The sequence below is a fragment of the Dehalogenimonas formicexedens genome, assembly GCF_001953175.1.
GTDB lineage: Bacteria > Chloroflexota > Dehalococcoidia > Dehalococcoidales > Dehalococcoidaceae > Dehalogenimonas > Dehalogenimonas formicexedens.
Genome location: NZ_CP018258.1, coordinates 1,811,147 through 1,829,222, shown reverse-complemented (window position 1 = coordinate 1,829,222; position 18,076 = coordinate 1,811,147). Strand labels below are relative to the sequence as shown.

At 56.3% G+C, this 18,076-nt stretch carries 17 protein-coding genes; 8 read left to right on the top strand and 9 right to left on the bottom strand.

Annotated elements, in window-relative coordinates:
* Window positions 1–57 precede the first annotated feature (57 nt).
* The 4 genes from Dform_RS09540 to Dform_RS09520 all read left to right on the top strand — a co-directional run bounded on the left by Dform_RS09540 (window position 58) and on the right by Dform_RS09520 (window position 4,074).
* Window positions 58–669 (top strand): c-type cytochrome, encoded by a 612-nt coding sequence (locus Dform_RS09540; RefSeq protein ID WP_076004808.1) that lies wholly within the window; start codon window positions 58–60, stop codon window positions 667–669.
* A 58-nt stretch (window positions 670–727) separates the two neighbouring features.
* The gene (locus tag Dform_RS09535) at window positions 728–1,684 is read left to right on the top strand and encodes a hydrogenase small subunit (RefSeq protein WP_076004807.1); all 957 of its coding nucleotides are present in this window, start codon (window positions 728–730) and stop codon (window positions 1,682–1,684) included.
* Window positions 1,685–1,739: 55 nt separating this feature from the next.
* Window positions 1,740–3,347 (top strand): nickel-dependent hydrogenase large subunit, encoded by a 1,608-nt coding sequence (locus Dform_RS09530; RefSeq protein WP_076004806.1) that lies wholly within the window; start codon window positions 1,740–1,742, stop codon window positions 3,345–3,347.
* Between the two features lie 427 nt (window positions 3,348–3,774).
* A complete protein-coding gene (locus Dform_RS09520; protein ID WP_076004804.1) occupies window positions 3,775–4,074 on the top strand; it encodes a hypothetical protein in 300 nt (99 codons plus the stop codon).
* On the opposite strand, the gene nrfD is transcribed toward Dform_RS09520, so the two are convergent.
* The 6 genes from nrfD to Dform_RS09490 form a co-directional block, all read right to left on the bottom strand.
* A complete protein-coding gene (gene nrfD / locus Dform_RS09515; protein ID WP_076004803.1) occupies window positions 4,071–5,234 on the bottom strand; it encodes an NrfD/PsrC family molybdoenzyme membrane anchor subunit in 1,164 nt (387 codons plus the stop codon). The two genes, Dform_RS09520 and nrfD, sit on opposite strands and share 4 nt — an antisense overlap.
* Before the next feature lie 45 nt (window positions 5,235–5,279).
* Window positions 5,280–6,848, bottom strand: coding sequence for a nickel-dependent hydrogenase large subunit (locus Dform_RS09510; RefSeq protein ID WP_076004802.1), 1,569 nt, complete (start codon window positions 6,846–6,848; stop codon window positions 5,280–5,282).
* A gap of 24 nt (window positions 6,849–6,872) precedes the next feature.
* Entirely contained in the window at window positions 6,873–7,925 is a 1,053-nt protein-coding gene (locus Dform_RS09505; RefSeq protein WP_076004801.1) for a hydrogenase small subunit, read from the bottom strand.
* Window positions 7,926–7,927: 2 nt separating this feature from the next.
* Window positions 7,928–8,716: a 4Fe-4S dicluster domain-containing protein gene (locus Dform_RS09500; RefSeq protein ID WP_076004800.1), complete on the bottom strand. Its 789-nt coding sequence runs from the start codon at window positions 8,714–8,716 to the stop codon at window positions 7,928–7,930.
* 285 nt (window positions 8,717–9,001) lie between these two features.
* On the bottom strand, window positions 9,002–9,418 hold the full coding sequence (locus Dform_RS09495; RefSeq protein ID WP_076004799.1) for a hypothetical protein: 417 nt from the start codon (window positions 9,416–9,418) through the stop codon (window positions 9,002–9,004).
* A 33-nt stretch (window positions 9,419–9,451) separates the two neighbouring features.
* Complete coding sequence (locus tag Dform_RS09490; RefSeq protein WP_158513502.1) at window positions 9,452–10,246, bottom strand: DUF998 domain-containing protein; 795 nt, start codon at window positions 10,244–10,246, stop codon at window positions 9,452–9,454.
* A 302-nt stretch (window positions 10,247–10,548) separates the two neighbouring features.
* Between Dform_RS09490 and Dform_RS09485 the strand changes: the two genes are divergently transcribed.
* From Dform_RS09485 to Dform_RS09475, 3 genes are read left to right on the top strand one after another with little or no spacing between them, the layout of a single operon-like run.
* The gene (locus tag Dform_RS09485; protein WP_158513501.1) at window positions 10,549–11,427 is read left to right on the top strand and encodes a BMP family lipoprotein; all 879 of its coding nucleotides are present in this window, start codon (window positions 10,549–10,551) and stop codon (window positions 11,425–11,427) included.
* Window positions 11,427–13,208, top strand: coding sequence for a sensor histidine kinase (locus Dform_RS09480; protein ID WP_076004796.1), 1,782 nt, complete (start codon window positions 11,427–11,429; stop codon window positions 13,206–13,208). Before Dform_RS09485 ends, Dform_RS09480 begins: the two co-directional genes overlap by 1 nt.
* Complete coding sequence (locus Dform_RS09475; protein WP_076003798.1) at window positions 13,195–13,836, top strand: response regulator; 642 nt, start codon at window positions 13,195–13,197, stop codon at window positions 13,834–13,836. Before Dform_RS09480 ends, Dform_RS09475 begins: the two co-directional genes overlap by 14 nt.
* Window positions 13,837–14,033: 197 nt before the next feature.
* Here the strand turns inward: Dform_RS09475 and rbr are convergent, their stop codons facing one another.
* The 3 genes from rbr to Dform_RS09460 all read right to left on the bottom strand — a co-directional run bounded on the left by rbr (window position 14,034) and on the right by Dform_RS09460 (window position 16,972).
* Window positions 14,034–14,609 (bottom strand): rubrerythrin, encoded by a 576-nt coding sequence (rbr, locus tag Dform_RS09470; protein ID WP_076004795.1) that lies wholly within the window; start codon window positions 14,607–14,609, stop codon window positions 14,034–14,036.
* A 69-nt stretch (window positions 14,610–14,678) separates the two neighbouring features.
* Window positions 14,679–15,473: a potassium channel family protein gene (locus Dform_RS09465; RefSeq protein WP_145925578.1), complete on the bottom strand. Its 795-nt coding sequence runs from the start codon at window positions 15,471–15,473 to the stop codon at window positions 14,679–14,681.
* A gap of 101 nt (window positions 15,474–15,574) precedes the next feature.
* Complete coding sequence (locus Dform_RS09460) at window positions 15,575–16,972, bottom strand: glycosyltransferase family protein (protein WP_076004793.1); 1,398 nt, start codon at window positions 16,970–16,972, stop codon at window positions 15,575–15,577.
* Between the two features lie 598 nt (window positions 16,973–17,570).
* Between Dform_RS09460 and Dform_RS11295 the strand changes: the two genes are divergently transcribed.
* Entirely contained in the window at window positions 17,571–17,861 is a 291-nt protein-coding gene (locus Dform_RS11295) for a hypothetical protein (protein ID WP_145925577.1), read from the top strand.
* The last annotated feature ends 215 nt before the right edge of the window (window positions 17,862–18,076 follow it).

Below are 18,076 nucleotides of genomic sequence, written 5' to 3'. Positions count from 1 at the left end.
AATTTGGATTCCATCGAGGGCTTGACACGAAGCGGCGATAATAGACAGGAGAGTTGAATGATGAAAAGACACGGCGTCCCTAGCCTCATCCTCGCCCTGGTAGTGCTGTTGATACCCATTTTAAGCGCCTGTACCTCTAACAATCCAACCACTGAAACGACCGCGCCGGTTCCCACCACCACTCCGGTTTCGACCGCCCTTCTGCCCACAGTTCCCGGAATTGACGCCGACCTGCTGTACCTCAGCAAATGCTCCGTCTGCCACGGCGTAAACCTTCAGGGCAGTGTCGCGGGGCCTAATATTACAGACACCAGCAATTTCAGCGCCGCTTTTTTGAGCACCTTCCTCGGTGTTCACCCGGCACCCGGAATGACACAGCCTCTCAGGGATGTCCTTGCTAATTATCTTAAGATCAAGTCCAAGCCGGCTACCTCAACCAGCCCGGCTTTCAGCACCGATCCGGTGGTTTTATACTCCAGCAACTGCGCTTTATGCCACGGCGCCAGCCGTGCCGGCGGCCTCGGCGGACCGAACATCACCGCGCTTCAACTGACTAACTTCAATACTGAAGCTCAACTCAGCGCCTTCATCTCGGCTCACTTTACCGGAGCCAATCTGAGCAAGGACCGCCAGGATATCTTGGCCCATTACCTGAAGATGGCGCCCTAGTAGGGATAGTTCTGAACGTAAAAATTGCGCGGAGCGATAGCCCGCTGAAGGAGCAAAAATGGATCTTTCAATCCTGACCAAGCAGGAACTTAACCGCCGGGATTTCGTCAAGATCGCCGGGATGACGGCAACCTATTTCGGCCTGAGCCAGGCCTTAACCCCGACCATCGTCAACGCTCTCGAAGAGCAAGCCGCCAAACCGGCGGTTATCTGGCTTAACGGCCAGAGTTGCACCGGTTGCGTAGAATCGTTTGTCAACAACCTGGAACCCACCGCCGTTGACTTGCTGTTGGATACGATCTCGCTGAGATACAATGAGACGGTAATGGCCGGTTCGGGTTACCAGGCCGAAGAGGCTTTGGCCCAGACCATCGCCAAGGGCGGATATGTTCTCGTCGTTGATGGCGCCATCCCGCTGGCGGAGAACGGTAAATACTGCACCATCGGCGGCCAGACCTTCGTCGACCAGTTCAAAGCCGCCGCCAAGAATGCCGCGGTGATTGTCGCCGCGGGGGTCTGCTCCTCATTCGGCGGCATCCCCCGCTTCGGGCCGACTGGCGGCGTGGGGATTCTCTATAACGGCACTACCAAGCACAACACATTTGCTGATATCAAGGCGCCCGTTATCAACCTGCCGACCTGCCCCGTTCATAACGAACGCCTGGTCGCCACCTTGGTTTACTATTTAACCTTCGGCAAAGCCCCGGAACTGGATGCGTACCAGCGCCCGGTCGCCTTCTACGGCAAGCTGCAGCATGATAATTGCGCCCGCCGCGGTCAGTTCGAAGCCCGGCACTTCGTCACCAACTTCAACGATCCCAAGCAGCAGGGCTACTGCCTGATCCTGAAGGGTTGCAAAGGTCCTATCGCCTTCCAGGACTGCTGGGAGAGGCTGTGGAACAACCGGGCCAGCTACTGCATCCAGAGCAGCTTCCCCTGTGTCGCCTGCTCGCAACCTGAGTTTTTTGAAAAAGGCAACATGCTTATCGCCCACGATTTCAACTTCGGCGTGTGACGTTCAATCAAGTTAGTGAAAATCTGGAAATAGATTAAGAAAGAGGATAGATGAAATGACTCGAGTTGTCGTCGATCCGATAACGAGAATTGAAGGTCACCTCCGGATTGAAGTTGAGGTCAACAACGGGGTTGTTACCGATGCTTGGTCTGCCGGGACCATGGCCCGCGGCTTTGAAATACTGCTTCAAGGGCGGGATCCCTGGGATGCTCCATATGTCACCAGCCGTGTCTGCGGCGTGTGCGAGGGCGTCCATGCCATTGCTTCAGCCCAGGCCATGGAGAACGCCTTCGGTATCGAACTCACCGAAGCCGGCCGCCTGCTCAGAAACCTTTTCTGCGCCGGCTACTATGTTCATGATCACTACGTCCACTTTTACAACCTGTCGGCTTTGGACTACATCGATATCCTCGCCGTTGCCAACTACAAGGGTTCCGATGAAGGTCTCAAGGCTATCAGGGATAAGGTAGTCGGGCTGGTTACCAGGGGTGATGCCTCTCCCTTCGTTCCCCGCTACACCCCGGATGCCTTTTCCCTGAATGACCCGGACACGGTTACCACTCTGGTGTCTCATTACATTAAATCCCTCGAGATGAAAGCTAAATCGCAGAAGATGCTGGCTTATATCACCGGCATCCAGCCCCATCCGAACACCATCACCGTAGGCGGCTGCGTCGCTACTCCTTCCCGCGAACAGCTTCTGGCCTTCCGCGACCTGTGGCTGGAGCAGAAAGCCTTCGTGGACAACTACTATCTGCCTGATGTGCTGGCCGTTGGAACCGGTCCTTTGTTCCCATTGGCCAAGATTGCTCTCGGCGCCACCGCCGGCAATTACCTGGCCTACCCGATGCTTCCTCAGAACCCGTCGGCTTCTCCGGCTGACACCTCCTTCGGCGGATCGAACCCGATGTTCAAGGGCGGCGTTATCACTTCGACCGGGGAGCGTGGCACCCTTTCCGATGTTGCCGGCCTGGCCATCGGCGCAGTTGATTATTCCAAGATCACCGAATCGGTGACCAATTCCTGGTACAATTACCCCTCCGGCACCACCGCGCTCCATCCGTCCGCCGGCGTCACCGAATTCAACGTCAACAAGACCGGCGCCTACTCCTTCTTCAAATCTCCCCGCTACAACTCGCAGACCATGGAAGTCGGCCCTCTGGCGCGCGGTTTGGTCAATAAGTTCCCGGCGCTGGTTGATTTCTTCAAGGCTGGCGGCCGCGAGGGCGTCGTCGCCCGTCACCTGTGCCGCGCTCTCATCACCAAGCAGATTGTAGATGCCGGTATCGCCTGGATTGATCAGTTGATCTCTCTCAGGACTGCGGGTCCGATCGTCGGCATGAATGAAAAAGCCGTACCCAAGACCGCCCAGGGTTTCGGCGTCTGGGACGCCCCCCGCGGCGCTCTCGGCCACTGGGTCTCAGTCGATAACTGGAAGATCAAGAACTACCAGCTGGTCGTTCCTTCCACCTGGAATGCCGGACCCCGTGATGACAAAGGTGTTCGCGGTCCGTACGAACAGGCCCTTATCGGCGCGCCGGTGCCGGACATCGATAATCCGATTAATATCGTCCGCATTATCCGCTCTTTCGACCCCTGCATCGCCTGCGGCGTCCATATCATCGATCCCAGCACCAACGACGTCAGGGTGGTCAATCTGTAATCGATTCCCGCCACAAGTTAAAAGAGAGCTCCATATGGGGAGCTCTCTTTTTTTATACGAAGTTTGTCTTTAGATCAGCTCCAAGCCGTATAGGGCGGGTTTTTGCCGCCCGCTGATGGGTCGGGAGCCGATACCGATTACTGAAAGCCCCGATAAAAAATATAACCCTAAAAACGACACGAAACGCTTGACAGTCCAGAGGAACACGTGTGCTATAATACTGCCTGTGTCTCTTCCGGGTGTCTTTCTGAGCGGCGCGAAGAATCTCGATGTCGCCCATGCTGACAGCTGCCATTCGTTTGTCGATGTCCGAACACGAAATTGTTTCGACGTGGCGGTCGGGTGGGTGAAGCGAAACGCAACCAACAATTAGTGGGGGGGTATTTGTGGAAACCCGGGAATCCGGGCGGGTTGAGGATTGGTAGTATTGGATAATTGGCATTATTGGTATTATTCGAACGAGGCCGTCCCAGTCGTTTCAGTCGTTTTTGAAATGCGCAACGGCATGGGGCGGATTGGTTATCCTTCGTTTTTGGAACGAATGTTCACGATTGTGCTGAAGCTGAAATCAGGTGATTCGTTCCTTCTTAAAACTTTTAACGGGAAAATCGAAAAACGATCCAGCGTAGCCGGTTCGCCCTACGCGAAAGGTCCTATACAGGCGCAAAAAAAGTGGAGCGGCTCTCGCGAACCGCTCCACTCAATGGTTGGCGAAGTTGAGAATTAAGCCGGTACGACCACCGGATTGGACTTGGCCACTGTCTCGGGCAAGCCGGCCTTGTTATCCGCGAAGAGCGGCAGGTACTTGGCCGCCAGCCTGAAGGCGTAGATGGCCCCGGCAATGAGGCCCAGGGTGAAGATGAACTCCCACACCGTCGGGAAGTAGCTGCCCTCGCGGTAGACCGCGTGCGACAGCACCAGGGTGTTGATGCGGTTTAAGAGCATGCCGAAGAAGATGAGCGATGATGCCCAGAGGAGGCCCGCCCTGGACTCCCTGACCTTCTTCATGGCGATGAGGATGACCGGGACGATCATGCCCAGGCCCACCTCGGCGATGTACAGCAAGCCGTAGGTGTCGAACTTGAAGGCCGAGAAGTGGCCGGACTGGGCGGTATCCCAGATCCTCAGGCCCAAGTAGACGACCAGTATCCAGCCGGCGATGGCCATGACCTTGGAGAGCACGTCCAGCCGCAGCGTCAGTTTCCATGACTTGGCGGTGACGATGGTAAAAATGGTCAGCACCGAAAGGCCCAGCGACATGGCCGAGATGACGAAGAGGTAGCCCATGAGCGGCAGGTGCCACAGCGGCTGCTGTTCCGGGGTGATCAGGAACAGGGCGCCCAGGGACGACTGGTGCAGGAAGGACAGGAGGATGCCGAAGGTGACCAGCGGTACGGCCAGGGCATGCTGGACGGTTTCGGCCCTGTGCAGCCCGAAGCGGGCGAAGACGTTGGGCGAGAACTCAAGGTACAGCACCGTCAGGTACATCATGACGCACCAGGCCACTTCGAACATGATCGAACTGGGCTGCCACATCCACAGCGGGTGGACGATGAGCGGGCTGCGGCCAAGGTCGACGGCGATGCCCAGGGCGCCGATGGTGTAGCCCAGGGCGGCGATCAGGATGGCGGGCTTGACCAGGGGACGGAAGGTCTCGATCTTGAAGATGTAGACCAGAGCCGCCAGAACGAAGCCGCCGGCCGCCGAGGCGATATAGATGCCGACGTCGAAGGCGACCCAGAGTCCCCAGGGCCAGTTGTCGGACAGGTTGGTCACCGCCCCCAGGCCCCAGATCATCTTGGCGGCGAGCACGCCCAGGGCGCCCAGCGCCAGCAGTATCTGGACGACGCCCCAGAAGCTGAAGAGAGGTATATTCTTGTTGTTCAAATCAAGCCTCCAACAATTATTACCGGGTCGTTAAATATTCCTACCCTAGACAACTCTGTACTGGCCGATGACATCGCCGTTCGGCCTTACCAGGTGGACGGCGCAGGCCAGGCAGGGGTCGTAGGCGCGGACGATGCGGACGACTTCGAACGGATTGGCCTCGTCCTTGACCTTGGCGCCGATGAGGGATTGTTCGATGGGCCCGGGCTGATCCTTGTCGTCGCGGGGCGAGCAGTCCCAGGTTGACGGCACTACGCACTGGTAGCGGTCGATCTTCTTATCCTTGATGGTTATCCAGTGACCCAGGGCGCCGCGGGGAGCCTCCCACAGGCCCATCCCCTCAGCCGAATCGGGAATTTCGAAAGGAACGTTGAAGGGATCGCCAACCTTGAGTTCGTTCAACCAACCGTCTGCGGCGTCGGCAACCAGCTTGCATTCGAGGGCGCGGGCGGCATGGCGTCCCAGGGTGCTGAACAGAACTGACGCGGGAGCATTGAAATGGGCCAGGGTCGAATCTACCATGGCCTTGACGGTGGCGTCGCCAGAAAGATAGGCCACCAGCATCCGCGGCATCGGACCTACTTCGTAAACGCCGCCTTTGTAACGGGGGGCTTTGAGCCACGAATAGGCGCCGGATTTGTCAGGGCTGTCCTGGGTATCTCCGTTGCCGGGATAGGCTCCGGAAACGCTGGAGAACCGGCTGTATTTGACGTCTTCGGTGATCGCTTTGGGGTCCATAGCCGCCAACTGCAGTTTGGTGTTCGCTGTGCCCTGGGGCATGAAACGCCGGCGCTTGGTCAGATCGGCGGTGGAATCGAGGTCGAATACGCCGTACGACAGCACGTTGCCGCAACCCACACCCTGGGCGAAGTGATCGGCGTAGGCCTCGGCCACAGCGATGACGTCCGGAATATAAACATTATCGATAAAATCGCGCAGCACCGTCAGTTTCTGGCGGTACAGGGCGATATTGTCCGCGGTCGGTCCCTGGGTGACGCCGCCCACCACCAGGCCGGGCCCGTGGGGAATGCGGCCGAAATAGATCGAGGTCATCTCGTGCGCCAGGCGCCGCATATCGAGGGCTTTAACGTAATCGGCGACGGCCTTCTGATTGATCGACTTCGACAGGCGGTAATCGCCTTCATAACGGGGGAAGAACGGGCCCAGCTTAGCCGTGTCGCTTCCGGCACGCTTGATGAAATCCGCCACCTTGATCAACCCCGGGTCATTTCCGGTGTAGCCGGCGGCGGCGGTCACGTCGACGTAGTCAAGAGCCGCCAGGTGATAGAAGTGAAGGATGTGAGACTGGATGGTGTTGCCGGCCTGGATAAGGTTGCGAATGATCCGGCCGTTGGCGGGGATCTTGTCGGCGACGCCGAAGGCGCTGTCCAGGTTGAGGACAGATGTCACGCCGTGTGACACGGGACAGACGCCGCAGATGCGCTGGGTGTAGTGTTGGGCATCGGTCGGGTTGTGCCCCTTCATGAACATCTCGAAACCGCGGAACAGCGTCCCGGAAGAATGGGCGTCTTTGACCACGCCGTTTTCAACGACTACGTCTATCTTCAGGTGTCCTTCGATGCGGCTGATGGGATCGATGACTATGTTTCCCATTTATTTTTCCTTTTCAATCCTCGATTAGTGTTCGGACTTTTTATCGCCGGAGCCGGAAGAGGCGGCAATCGCCCCGCCTACCACAATCGCGGCGGTGGCGCCGACTATGCCGATGGCGGCTTTGTCGATGGTCTGGGTCAGGTCGATGGGTTCATGCACCGGGCCCAGGTGGCCGGGGAATTTCAATTCGGCGCAGCCGATGCAGGGAGCGCCTGATCCGATGCACCAGTTGGTCTTGTTGTTCCACAATCGGGAGTTGCAATCGGCATGGGTGATCGGCCCCTTGCAACCCAGGAGGTACAGGCAGTCCGGCTCGCCAAAGTTCTTGGCGAACTGCTTGGCGGCGAAACTACCCCGCCGGGGGCACTGGTCGTGGATGGTGCCGCCGTAGAAAGCGGTCGGCCTCAAATCACCGTCAACCTTGACCGACTCCGGCCCGTTCATAAGGACCTGGGCTAGCGTGCCGACGAACCAATCCGGGTGGGGGGGACACCCGGGGGTATTGATAACCGGGGTGGTGATGCCCTTCTGTTTGTAAAATTCGTGGACGCCGACCACCTCGCCGATATTGGGCGGAGTGGCGGAAATGCCGCCAGATGAGGCGCAGGTACCAACAGCGATGGTGGCAATGGCTTTCGGGCCCAGCCGGGCAATCGTATCGGCCATCGGAATGCCCTTGCCGTCTTTCTCCCCGACCTCGCAGTAAAAACCGTCGTCCTTAAGCGGGATACCGCCTTCGACCACCAACGCGAAAGGCCCTGTCTCGGTATCGGTCAGCGCCTTCATCGCCAGGTCTCCCTGGGCGGCCATCACCGTATTGTGAAAGCGCAGGCTCACATGCTTGCCGGTGACGACTTCGGACAGCAGGAGGTTCTGGATGGTGATCGGGAAAGTATTCAATACGGAAACGCTGCAGCCGTTGCAGCCTGAGCCCTGGAACCAGATGACCGGTACCTCGGTCAGCGCCTGGGCGAACAGCTTGTGAAATTCGGGATATTTGAACAGCGACATACCGAGCGCGGCGGTCGATCCGGCGCCCAGTTCGATAAAATGGCGGCGCGTTAATTTGACTGTCACGATTAACCTCGCTTCTCGTTATGAGAGTTGTCTTTACCGGCGGCTGCCATGCGGCGCGACCGGAAGGTGTAAATCCCGCCCAGGATCAGGGCCAGTGAGGCGATTTCAACCGGGATTCTGCTGAGAAATTCGTGAGTGAAATTGGGGTACATTTCGGTTTCGGTCTCGGGGAATCCCAGCTCGCGCATATCCACCGCGCCGATGTACATCTTTAGCGTGCCGCCGACTTCTGTCTCACCGTAGACATGATCGAAGTACACGTCCGGGTTGTCAGCGATTCTCTGGTGAGCCAGAGCGATAAGGTCCGCCCGGTCGCCGAATCGGATAGCCTGGGTGGGGCAGACATCGGCGCACACCGGGTTCAACCCCTTGAGGAGGCGCTGGTCATGGCAGAAAATGCACTTCTGGATCTTAGGCCAGGCGACATCCCATTCGAATTTGGGGATCTCGAACGGGCAGGCGTTCTGGCAGTAGCGGCAGCCGATGCACCGTCCCTCATCCCAGACGACCGGCCCCTCGGGGGTTTTATGAAGGGCGGCAACCGGGCAAACAGAGGCGCAGGCCGGGCTGAAGCAGTGCAGACAGCGTTTGCTGACGCCCACGACTTTGGTTCCGTTAGGGGTAGGGACCTCGTAGTTCTTCACCACCACATAGTGGTACGCATCCAATTCCGGTTTGTCGCTTGAGCCTTCGAGACGCTTGTTTTTTAGACCATAGAAGTTGTGGCATTCGTTCTCGCACCTCAGGCACAGGATGCACTTGGTGGTGTCGATCAGCATTCCAACGGGCATAGCGGTCTCCTTTGCTTAAAAATGCTTAATGACTGAAAAATTGGGATTTGTAGGCCCTGATTAGGCTAAAGATGTCAAGGATTAATACCATCGGCAAAATATAGCACAGATTTCAAGCAAAGTAAATTGGTCGTAGCTTTGTCATACGAATGGGGCGGATTAGTAATTGATAACCCTTCGGGTAAACAACACGAACCGAGAAGCGAAGTTAATGGTTACGATTTTTCAGGGGTCTGGGAAAAAACACCCAAGTTGCAATGGAATCAATTGGCGCCGGCGGATTGCTTACGGGACAATAACGTCGACTGTCTGCGTCCAGTCGCCGCCTTGCCATTTGAGCGGGAAAACCAGGGGGAGGGTTTGTGTCTTATCTTTATCGAGGTTGGTGATCATGTCGTTGGTCTGGGTCACCCCGCCCTGGGTCAATGTCGCCCTGACGATAACGGTGCCGTCGGAGCCTTTATTCTCGATAGTAATCTGGAGAATTGCGTAGTAGTGGCTGTCCATGCCGCTCGTCGTGGCTTCGACGGATTTCACCACCGGCTTGGGTTTGGGCATCGAAGTGACTGGAGCAGCGGTCGTTGTCGATGTGTCGTCTTTGGAATCGAAAACGCCTTTAACGCTGTCGCAACCTGATGCCAGGGTGAGGGTCAGAGTTAAGGCGCTGATTGTTGCAGCCCGCAGGACTTTTGTCCCGATCATACGCCGGTATCTTAGTACTTTTAACAAAGGGCGTCAATCGGGTTGGAACCCGGATTTGTAACGCCGCTGAGCGTGGTTCTCATTGAGGTCAAATGCGCTCGCCATAACCGGTCGCATCGCCGGAGGCCCTTTTACAGAACAACGCTTCGGATTCCTGTATTGGAAGCGGTCACCCTCGCGCGCCTTTCTGTCCGCCAGCCAAAGATGGATGCTTGATAGCTGTATCCAGATCAGTCCGTTAAGCACAATCAGGCGTTCGATGCCGCCTATCCAGTTTGTGTCAGCGTAAATCGCCACCAGGCCGGCAAGGTTCAAGGTAGCCCCGATCACTCCCCCGGTTAGGCTGCACATCACCAGGAACCGGTGCTCCTCGCATTTCCGGAGCGTCCGGGCCAGCATGAAGCAGGCGACCGGCAGCGCTGCCGCGATTCCCTGGGCTGTGTACTGGTGGACCAGGGACCCAAATGTGGGCGCCGAATCAGGGGCCTGGGTCGGAAATACCGCGATTACGGCAAAACCCAGGGCGGCGGCCAGCAGGGGCAACCTCGCTGCCATGATCCTCATACCCAATAAAACTAGGGTTAGCGCGAAAGCCACGAACATCAGGTTCTCTACCCAACCCGCCGGCCCCCATACCAGTTCGCTGATGGTATTTGAGACCCGGTTGTAACCGGGTTGATATATTTCCAGGGCGGTCGTGCCCCCTAGGAAAATGGCCGGGAAAGCAAGTCCCATGACCGTAGCGATATTCGAAGATCTGAGAGCCAATACCTTTGGCAGAGCGTAGATCTGATTTCTGGCGTTGGATATGGTGTTAGTTGCGTTCACGATAGACAGTATAGGTTGGGAACGGTTCATAAACGCCGTGGAAAAGGACGGATTTTAACTATATAGACGGCTAGTTTTCATTACCGTACTTACGGCGGGGGGCATGAACCGGGATCGTGAAATGTGAAGATTTCAATTGACATTTATTAATGTCCCAATTACGATTATGGACGATTGCGTTACCAGAGAGTTATCTTATGTTTTTGCCGGGCCGGCGCTTATTCGTTCTGTTGATTTCAGCCGCGCTTCTCCTCCCCGTTTTTAGCTGCGCTCAGCCCGCGCAACCTGCCAGGATATTGAACGTGGGGCTCCTGTTGGGTAGCGGCGGCCTGGGGGACCGTTCATTTAACGATTCCGCTTATGCCGGACTACTCGAAGCGCAAAAGAAATATAATATCCGTTTTGAAACTATCGATACCGGTACCAAGGACGCTAATATCGATGCGCTCCGGCTGTTTGCCCGCAACCATTATGACCTCATCATCGCCGTCGCCTTCGAGAACCTGGAAAGCCTCAAAACCGTCGCTTCCGAATTCCCGGGTATCCATTTCGCCGGTATCGATTTTGAATTAGCCGCGGATAACGTCGCCTCCGTCGTCTACCGGGAGCAGGAAGCAGATTTCCTGATGGGCGCCCTCGCCGCCATGCTGACTAAGACAAAGAAGGTCGATGTCATCGGCGGGACCGACATCCCGGCCATTCGCCGCATTATGACCGGATTTTCTCAGGGTGTGGCATACCAGGATCCGGGCGTTACTGTCCTGACTGATTTTGCCGGCACCTTCGCTGATCCGGCGGTCGGGCTGGCTTTAGCCCTGAAGCGCTACGGCGAAGGCGTCGATGTCATCCATAACGCCGCCTCCAAAACCGGCTTGGGCATCATCCAGGCGGCCCAGCAGGTCAATAAGTACGTTACCGGCACCAGCGGCGATCAACGCTACCTGGCCCCCGGCAACATGGTCGGCAACCGGCCAAAAAGGGTGGACACAGCGGTGATGCTGCTTATCGACGGGGTTTACCATGACTCATTCAAACCGGGTGTCAGTTCGCTTGGTTTGAAAGAGAACGGCTTAGCCCTGGGTCCGTTCGACCCGAACATCGTCACGCCTCAAATCAGCGCCCGTCTCGATGATCTCAAGCAGAAAATTATCGCCGGTCAGATCGTGGTCAAGGCAGAATAATGTCTTCAAGTCGCCCGCCCATCTGGTCTCGGATTACCCGGTGGGTGGCCGTTAGTCTAAAACGCCGCCTGGTCGTATCCAGCGCGGTTTTCTGGATTGTGGCCGTGACCATTATCGCTTTCACCTTCCTTGGTTTCGGGCAACAGCAGATGCTTAACGAGACCCGGGACCGTAACGTTCAGACCGCCTCGATCATCAGCCGTGACCTGAACTCCCAGATGAACGGCATTCTGGCTGATGCCCGGAATTTTACGAGGCACCTTGAACTTTTGAGCCCGGATCTGGACGCCCAGGCTTCGGCAGCGATATCATTGCGCCTGTCAGCCCCGCAGCAGTACCGGGGTATTTATCTGTTTGACCTTCAGGGCAGGCTCCAGATTTTTGTCAACGACAGTGTCGATAGCCTTCTCCGGTTGAGAAGCGCCGATATCATCACCCGTTCCCCGGCTGTTGTCGACGAGAGGGTGATGAACGCCTTCCGGCAATCCCTGGCCGGCGGCACCTACGTTTCCGGGGTGCAATATACTGACCTCGGAAATGTGCCGGTTTTACATCTGGGGTTGTCGTTGAGTCCGGTGGCAGGCAATCCCGTCATCGCTGTCCTCGAAATAGATCTCCAGTCCATGTGGGAACGCATAGACCAGATCACCTTCGGCCAGACCGGGTTCACCTATATCGTGTCGCGTGAGGGTACCATCATCGCCTATCCGGAATCATCGCACCTGGGACATCCCATCGAAAACTCCCTCACCCCTTTGCTCGACGGCAATGAAGGTTTTGCGGAGTACCATGATCCCGCCCGGGGATTGATCCTGGCAGCCTTCAGCCCGGTGGGGGGCTTGACCGGATGGGGAGTGGTCATTGAGCAATCCGCCTCGGAGACCAACATTCCCATCAGCCGCATGGGCGCCGCCGTCATAGGCATTTGGATGTTTATGGCCTTTTTGGGCACGGCTGCCATTTTCCGTGCCGTAAACGGTGTGACCAAACCGATAGTAACGCTAACCGTGACGACGAATGATATCGCCCGCACCGGTTCTTTGAAACGCATCAACCCGATGAAACGAAGCGATGAGATTGGACAGCTTTCACGCTCCTTCGACCAGATGATAGAGCGTCTGCAGGCGACAGAAGGAAAACTGGAGCGGGCGGCTATCGACGAACGCAATCGGCTCGCGAGGGAGCTCCACGACGCCGTCAGCCAGACCTTGTTTTCGGCATCGATAATCGCTGAAGTCCTGCCAAAATTGTGGGCTAAAAACCCGGATGAAGGCCGCCGCCGGCTTGCCGAGATCCAGCAATTGACTCGCGGCGCGCTGGCTGAGATGCGCACTTTATTATTTGAACTCAGGCCGCAAGCCCTTCTTGAAGCGGAAACGAGCTACCTTTTGCGCCAGCTTGTTGAATCGTTCGGGAACCGGCACCGGATACCGCTGGACCTTAAAATTGAAGATGAATGTTCCATGGACCCTGAGGTGAAAGTGGCTTTTTACCGGATAGCCCAGGAAGCCCTCAACAATATCGCCAAGCATGCCCAGGCTTCTCAAATCTCTATCAGGCTGTGGTGTGAAGGGGATTCGATCCGCCTGAGTATCGCCGATAATGGCCGGGGCTTCGACCGGGCGTACGCCAGGCCGGGCAGCCTCGGGTTAGGCATCATGACCGAGAGATCCAGGGAGATCGGGGCAGAATTATCGATCGAAAGTCAGCCCGGTCAAGGGACGACGGTGACCGTTAAATGGCAAAAGCCGGTTAAGGAGGCAACAAATGGCGGAAACTGAACCAATTCGGGTCATGCTGGTTGACGATCACGGCGTGGTGCGGTCGGGCCTTAAGGCGATGCTGGCCGCCGAGGATGACCTGGAACTGGCCGGGGAGGCCGCCGACGGCAGCGAGGCCGTCAGGTTCGTCGAGCGCTTCAAGCCCGACGTCATCCTGATGGACCTCTTGATGCCGGTGATGGACGGCGTGGCCGCCACCAAAGCCATCCATGACCGCTGGCCGGACATCCGGATCATCGTCCTAACCAGTTTCAAGGAGCGGGAGCAGGTGGACGGCGCCCTCAAGGCCGGGGCCATGAGCTACCTCCTGAAAACCGTCTCCGCCTCGGAACTGGTCTCAGCCATAAGGGGCGCCATGGCCGGGCAGTCCAAGCTGTCCTCCGAGGCTACCCAGGTGCTCATCCAGGAGATGAGGAGCCCCGCCGCCCGGGACTATGACCTGACCGCCCGTGAAAAGGAGATACTTAAGCTCATGGTGGACGGCCTGCCCAACACCGAGATCGCCGATAAGCTGGGGGTGAGCCCCTCCACCGCCAAATTCCACGTCTCCAACGTCCTTTCCAAGCTGGGCGTATCAAGCCGCACCGAGGCCGTTTCCCTGGCCTTGAAACAAAAACTGGTCAAATGACCTGGCCAAAACCCGCCCTCCGGATATAAAAAATCCCCCCGGAAAGCTGATTTCTCGGGGGGATTTCCGTTTTATGCTGTCGGTGTAAGGCAATCAGGAGGACGGAAATGTTACTGGTACTACTTGCCGCGGCGGTCAGCGCCATTGCCTGGATCGCCGATCTCAAGGTCTCCCATATCTACTCAGAAGATGATTAGCTACCAGTTTTCGGCCAGCACTTCATAGAACGACCTGGGATGCCTGCAGGCGGGGCAGGTTTCCGGTGCCTCGGGGCCCTCATGGACGTACCCGCAATTGAGGCAATGCCATTTTACCGCGCCGTTTTTCTTAAAAACCTCGCCGTTGGCTACATTAGAGATCAGTTTGCTGTACCTTGATTCATGGAATCTCTCGACCTTGGCGATCTGTTCAAAAGACTGCGCTACTTCCGGGAATCCTTCTTCTTTAGCCGTCTGGGCAAAATCAGCGTAAATCCTGGTCCACTCCAGGTTCTCTCCAGCCGCTGCCGCTTCCAGATTTTTGAGCGTTGAACCTATCGTCCCGGCGGGATAGCTGGCGGTGATTTGAACGTCGCCGCCTTCCAGGTATTTGAAGAAGACTTTGGCGTGTTCCTTTTCGTTTTCAGCCGTTTCGATGAAGATATTGGCTATCTGCTCGAAACCTTCCTTCCGGGCCGCGGACGCAAAATAGGTGTACCGGTTCCTCGCCTGTGATTCCCCGGCAAAAGCCGTTAACAGATTGACCTCAGTCTTGGAGCCTTTTATCGATTTCATTCAATTCATCCTTTCCTTTTTTTGTTCGGCTAATCATACCAAGAGGGTCGAGCTAATCCAAGAGGGTTATTAAGCCGGTTCGACCGGGAACGGCGGCGGGCAGGAGCGTTCCGGTTTGGCCACTCCGAATGGGTTAGTTTCCAGGATGGTCATAAACAGGCTCGGATAGGCCTTTTCAAGGTGTTTCATGTGAGACAGCCACAACTTGACTGCGGGTTCGTAGATCTTACTCAGATCATTAGACAAATGAGCTTGCAGGTTATCTGATAGATTGCTGAACTGTTCATGAATCGCAAGCTCACCTTTGACATGGAACATCCCGCGCAGCACTTTATTGAACAGCGCATGATTGAAAACCTGAGGATTTTCCAGCAGCGTCAGCAACAATGGCGAGTCGAGAATCTCCTTGAGTTTCCCCGCGTCCAGCTTTTCAAGGCTGACTTTGAAGCCATGGTATTTCAGCACTTCAGCCAATTGAGAATAATCCTCGTGGGTCCAGGTTTTTTCAGTCGACGGCGGTTCCTGGATGCATGGTAGGTCCGGGTCGCAGCTACTCAACAGCCGGATGAGCCTGTCGCCAACTTCACTATAAAAAAGAGTGATGAGGGTCTGTAATTGTTGGCTGCGCCGGGTCTCCTCCCGCCTTTCGAATAGCGATTGTACCGAGGTTATGACCACCGCAGTGAAGAATGTGAAACCGGTAACTACTAGCCCCATGGCAAGTAATCGGCTGGCATCGGTCGTCGGTACGATATCCCCGTAACCGACGGTGGTGATGGTGACTACCGTTAGATAGAAGGCATCAAATGCCGATAGTCCTTCCAGGCGGCTGAATCCAATTGTCCCGGCAATGGCGATTAACATCAGGATTCCGATCGCTAAAGCTAGGCGCTGGTTTGCGTTCAAAGGGTTTCACCTCGATTTGATGATAACATGATAATATTACACCATCCGGCGGTCCAAACTCATTGAATAGCTGTTTGACGTTTAACCTCCTCGGGATTTAGTTGATTCGTAGGCCGCTTCCATCGGGTGAACGCAAAAGCGGTGTAGGCCAGGCAAAGTACCGTAATAGCCAGCGCGATCCGCAGATACACGGTGTCCGAAGCCGTAAGGTGAGTCAACCCGATGCGTTCGAAAAAAGAGATCGCCTCAGGGTGGTCTGGAGTCAGGTAGGTGAACCAGAAAGACAGGTTGAAGTACCATAACCACACCGCCGGGAAAATAGCCAGCCAAAGGGCGATGATCCGCTCTGACACATAGCTTGTCCTTGCCATGGCCAGGATCGCCAGGGGGATGAATATTACCAGGTACTGGTAGTTAATGCGGTAGAAGAGCCCGATGAACAGGAGGATACCGACCAGCATCGCCCGCAGTGGCGACAGCCGTTTGAGGTATGTCAGGACCAAACCGCCGATAATGGCGATTACCAGGACCGGGATGGTGTAGCTGAACCAGCTCAAGGTGTCCCAGCCGTACCTGTCATGCAGGTAGGTAAAGGCTGCGCCGCTCCCGGAAAATGTATATAACAGAGGTTCCTGGTAAGCCGGCGCCTGCCCCGGCAGCACCACCGCCCGGGCATATTCCAAGATATTCCCGGTCACCATGAAAGGCACTGAGAATAGGGCGGCAATCCCCGCGAATATCGCGAAATTCACCGCGAAGCGTCTCCATGGCATGGTCCGCAGCGTCGCCGCCATCATGAAGGCCACCGGAATCAACGTATGTTGCTTGGTCATCACCGCCAGGGCGGCCACCCCGAACGCCCATCGGTCATGCCCCCGTTCGAGGAGGATAAGCGAACCAACAAGAAACGCGGCGGCGATGGCGTCGAACTGCCCGAAAACCCCCGACTGGTACCAGGCGACCGGGTTGAGCAGCCAAAGGGCGGAGAAGAACAGTTTTTTCCACCGCGACCCTGGAATAGCTATGAAAAGCATCAATCCAATAGCCAGGTCGGCGGTGATGATCGGCGCCTTTTCAGCAATCCGCCAGGCCGTATCCACAAAAAATTGGCCTGCCATCGTACCCGGAACCGCCGCCAACGCGACTCCCAGAATGAGTATCCAGATCGGCGGATACACATAGCCCCACCCCTGCCACGGGTTTATCGGATCGTAGCCGTTGTAATAGCGGTAGAAATCGAAGCCGTGCTCTTTGAAGAGTTGAGCGAAAGACCAGAACTGAGCCATATCCTGGGTGGCAGAATATGGAGCTGCAACGATTCGCGCGGTTGCTCCGGCGAGAAAGATGACAGCGAAAACGAATAGCGCGAACCGTGGTGTGAAAAAACGGTTTTGGAATTTGGAAAAAGCTATGCCGATGCGGTCGTTGAATGTAAGACTTTTCGCTGTTTCCGGCACCAGACGATTATAACCCAGGGATATTACTATCGTAAATTTCGATCCATCGCGTAGGGGCGAGCGGCCTCGCCCGCCCCGTCTTGATTGCCCCGCCCCTCCCCACCCGCCTTCAAATCATGTGGTAGGGGCACGATATACCGTGCTCTCCTCCCCCGTAGCGGCACGGCATGCCGTGCCCTCCCGGCAAACACACGTAGGGGCGGGTTTTTAACCCGCCCGCCCTCGTCCGTCGTTGCAAGTCCCAGCCACGCCGTGGCGAAGCAATCTCAATTTCACCCTTGTTCTCCATGTTGTCATTCCAATCCCCGCGAAGGCGAGAAAAGCCCTAACCTAACATTTGTCTTTCTGAGTCCTCGATAAGCCGGGACGAAGAATCTCGGTGTAACACAAATTCTGGCCGAACTGTTTACTGAAAACCGGCGAAGCCGTCCCGTGGAGCGTAAGCGACGTGGGGGTCTAATGCTTCATCAGGCTACGGAAAACAAGACATAACAAAATAATCCAGGAAAAACGACAAAAGTCGCTTGACAATCGGAACTCCTGTGCTATAATTCTCTGAGTGAATATTAGCACACCTGTACAACACCCCGTTCCGCCCATGTCTCTTGACGCGCAACCCGAAATGCGTAATCCGCAACGTCGCCGGGGCGCGCCGAAAGGGAATTCCAACGCCCGCGTCCATGGCTACTATGCCCGCAAAACCAACGATGCCTGCCGCTGGGAACTGGAGGCTTCCACCCCCTACCGGGGGATCGATCTGGAGATCGTCCTTGCCTTGTGGCAAGCTGCACGCATCCAGGGCGCCGCGCCTGACCGCGAGGCTCTCTACCGAGCGGGTATTCAGTCTCGTCCGGCACAAGTACGGCCTGAGGTCCAGGAAGGACTATGAAACGCTGATGGTACTGTTCCTCAAGCTCGCCTACGACCTTATCCTCCGTCCTGACCTCTGCCAACGGTTGGAAAAAGCCTGTGTCCTTAAAGCTGATTCAGGCTTGATTGGATAATTGGTACTTATTTGCTTATTGGTACTATTGGTACTTATTTTCTCGCGTCTTTCTGAGTCCGCGACAAAGTCGGGACGAAGAATCTCGGTGCCACGCTAGG

Coding starts and splice junctions, on each gene's coding strand:
- Dform_RS09540 (WP_076004808.1), top strand. CDS start 58: ATGATGAAAAGACACGGCGTCCCTAGCCTCATCCTCGCCCTGGTAGTG.
- Dform_RS09535 (WP_076004807.1), top strand. CDS start 728: ATGGATCTTTCAATCCTGACCAAGCAGGAACTTAACCGCCGGGATTTC.
- Dform_RS09530 (WP_076004806.1), top strand. CDS start 1,740: ATGACTCGAGTTGTCGTCGATCCGATAACGAGAATTGAAGGTCACCTC.
- Dform_RS09510 (WP_076004802.1), bottom strand. CDS start 6,848: ATGGGAAACATAGTCATCGATCCCATCAGCCGCATCGAAGGACACCTG.
- Dform_RS09500 (WP_076004800.1), bottom strand. CDS start 8,716: ATGCCCGTTGGAATGCTGATCGACACCACCAAGTGCATCCTGTGCCTG.
- Dform_RS09495 (WP_076004799.1), bottom strand. CDS start 9,418: ATGATCGGGACAAAAGTCCTGCGGGCTGCAACAATCAGCGCCTTAACT.
- Dform_RS09480 (WP_076004796.1), top strand. CDS start 11,427: ATGTCTTCAAGTCGCCCGCCCATCTGGTCTCGGATTACCCGGTGGGTG.
- Dform_RS09475 (WP_076003798.1), top strand. CDS start 13,195: ATGGCGGAAACTGAACCAATTCGGGTCATGCTGGTTGACGATCACGGC.
- rbr (WP_076004795.1), bottom strand. CDS start 14,609: ATGAAATCGATAAAAGGCTCCAAGACTGAGGTCAATCTGTTAACGGCT.
- Dform_RS09465 (WP_145925578.1), bottom strand. CDS start 15,473: ATGTTAATCGCCATTGCCGGGACAATTGGATTCAGCCGCCTGGAAGGA.
- Dform_RS11295 (WP_145925577.1), top strand. CDS start 17,571: ATGTCTCTTGACGCGCAACCCGAAATGCGTAATCCGCAACGTCGCCGG.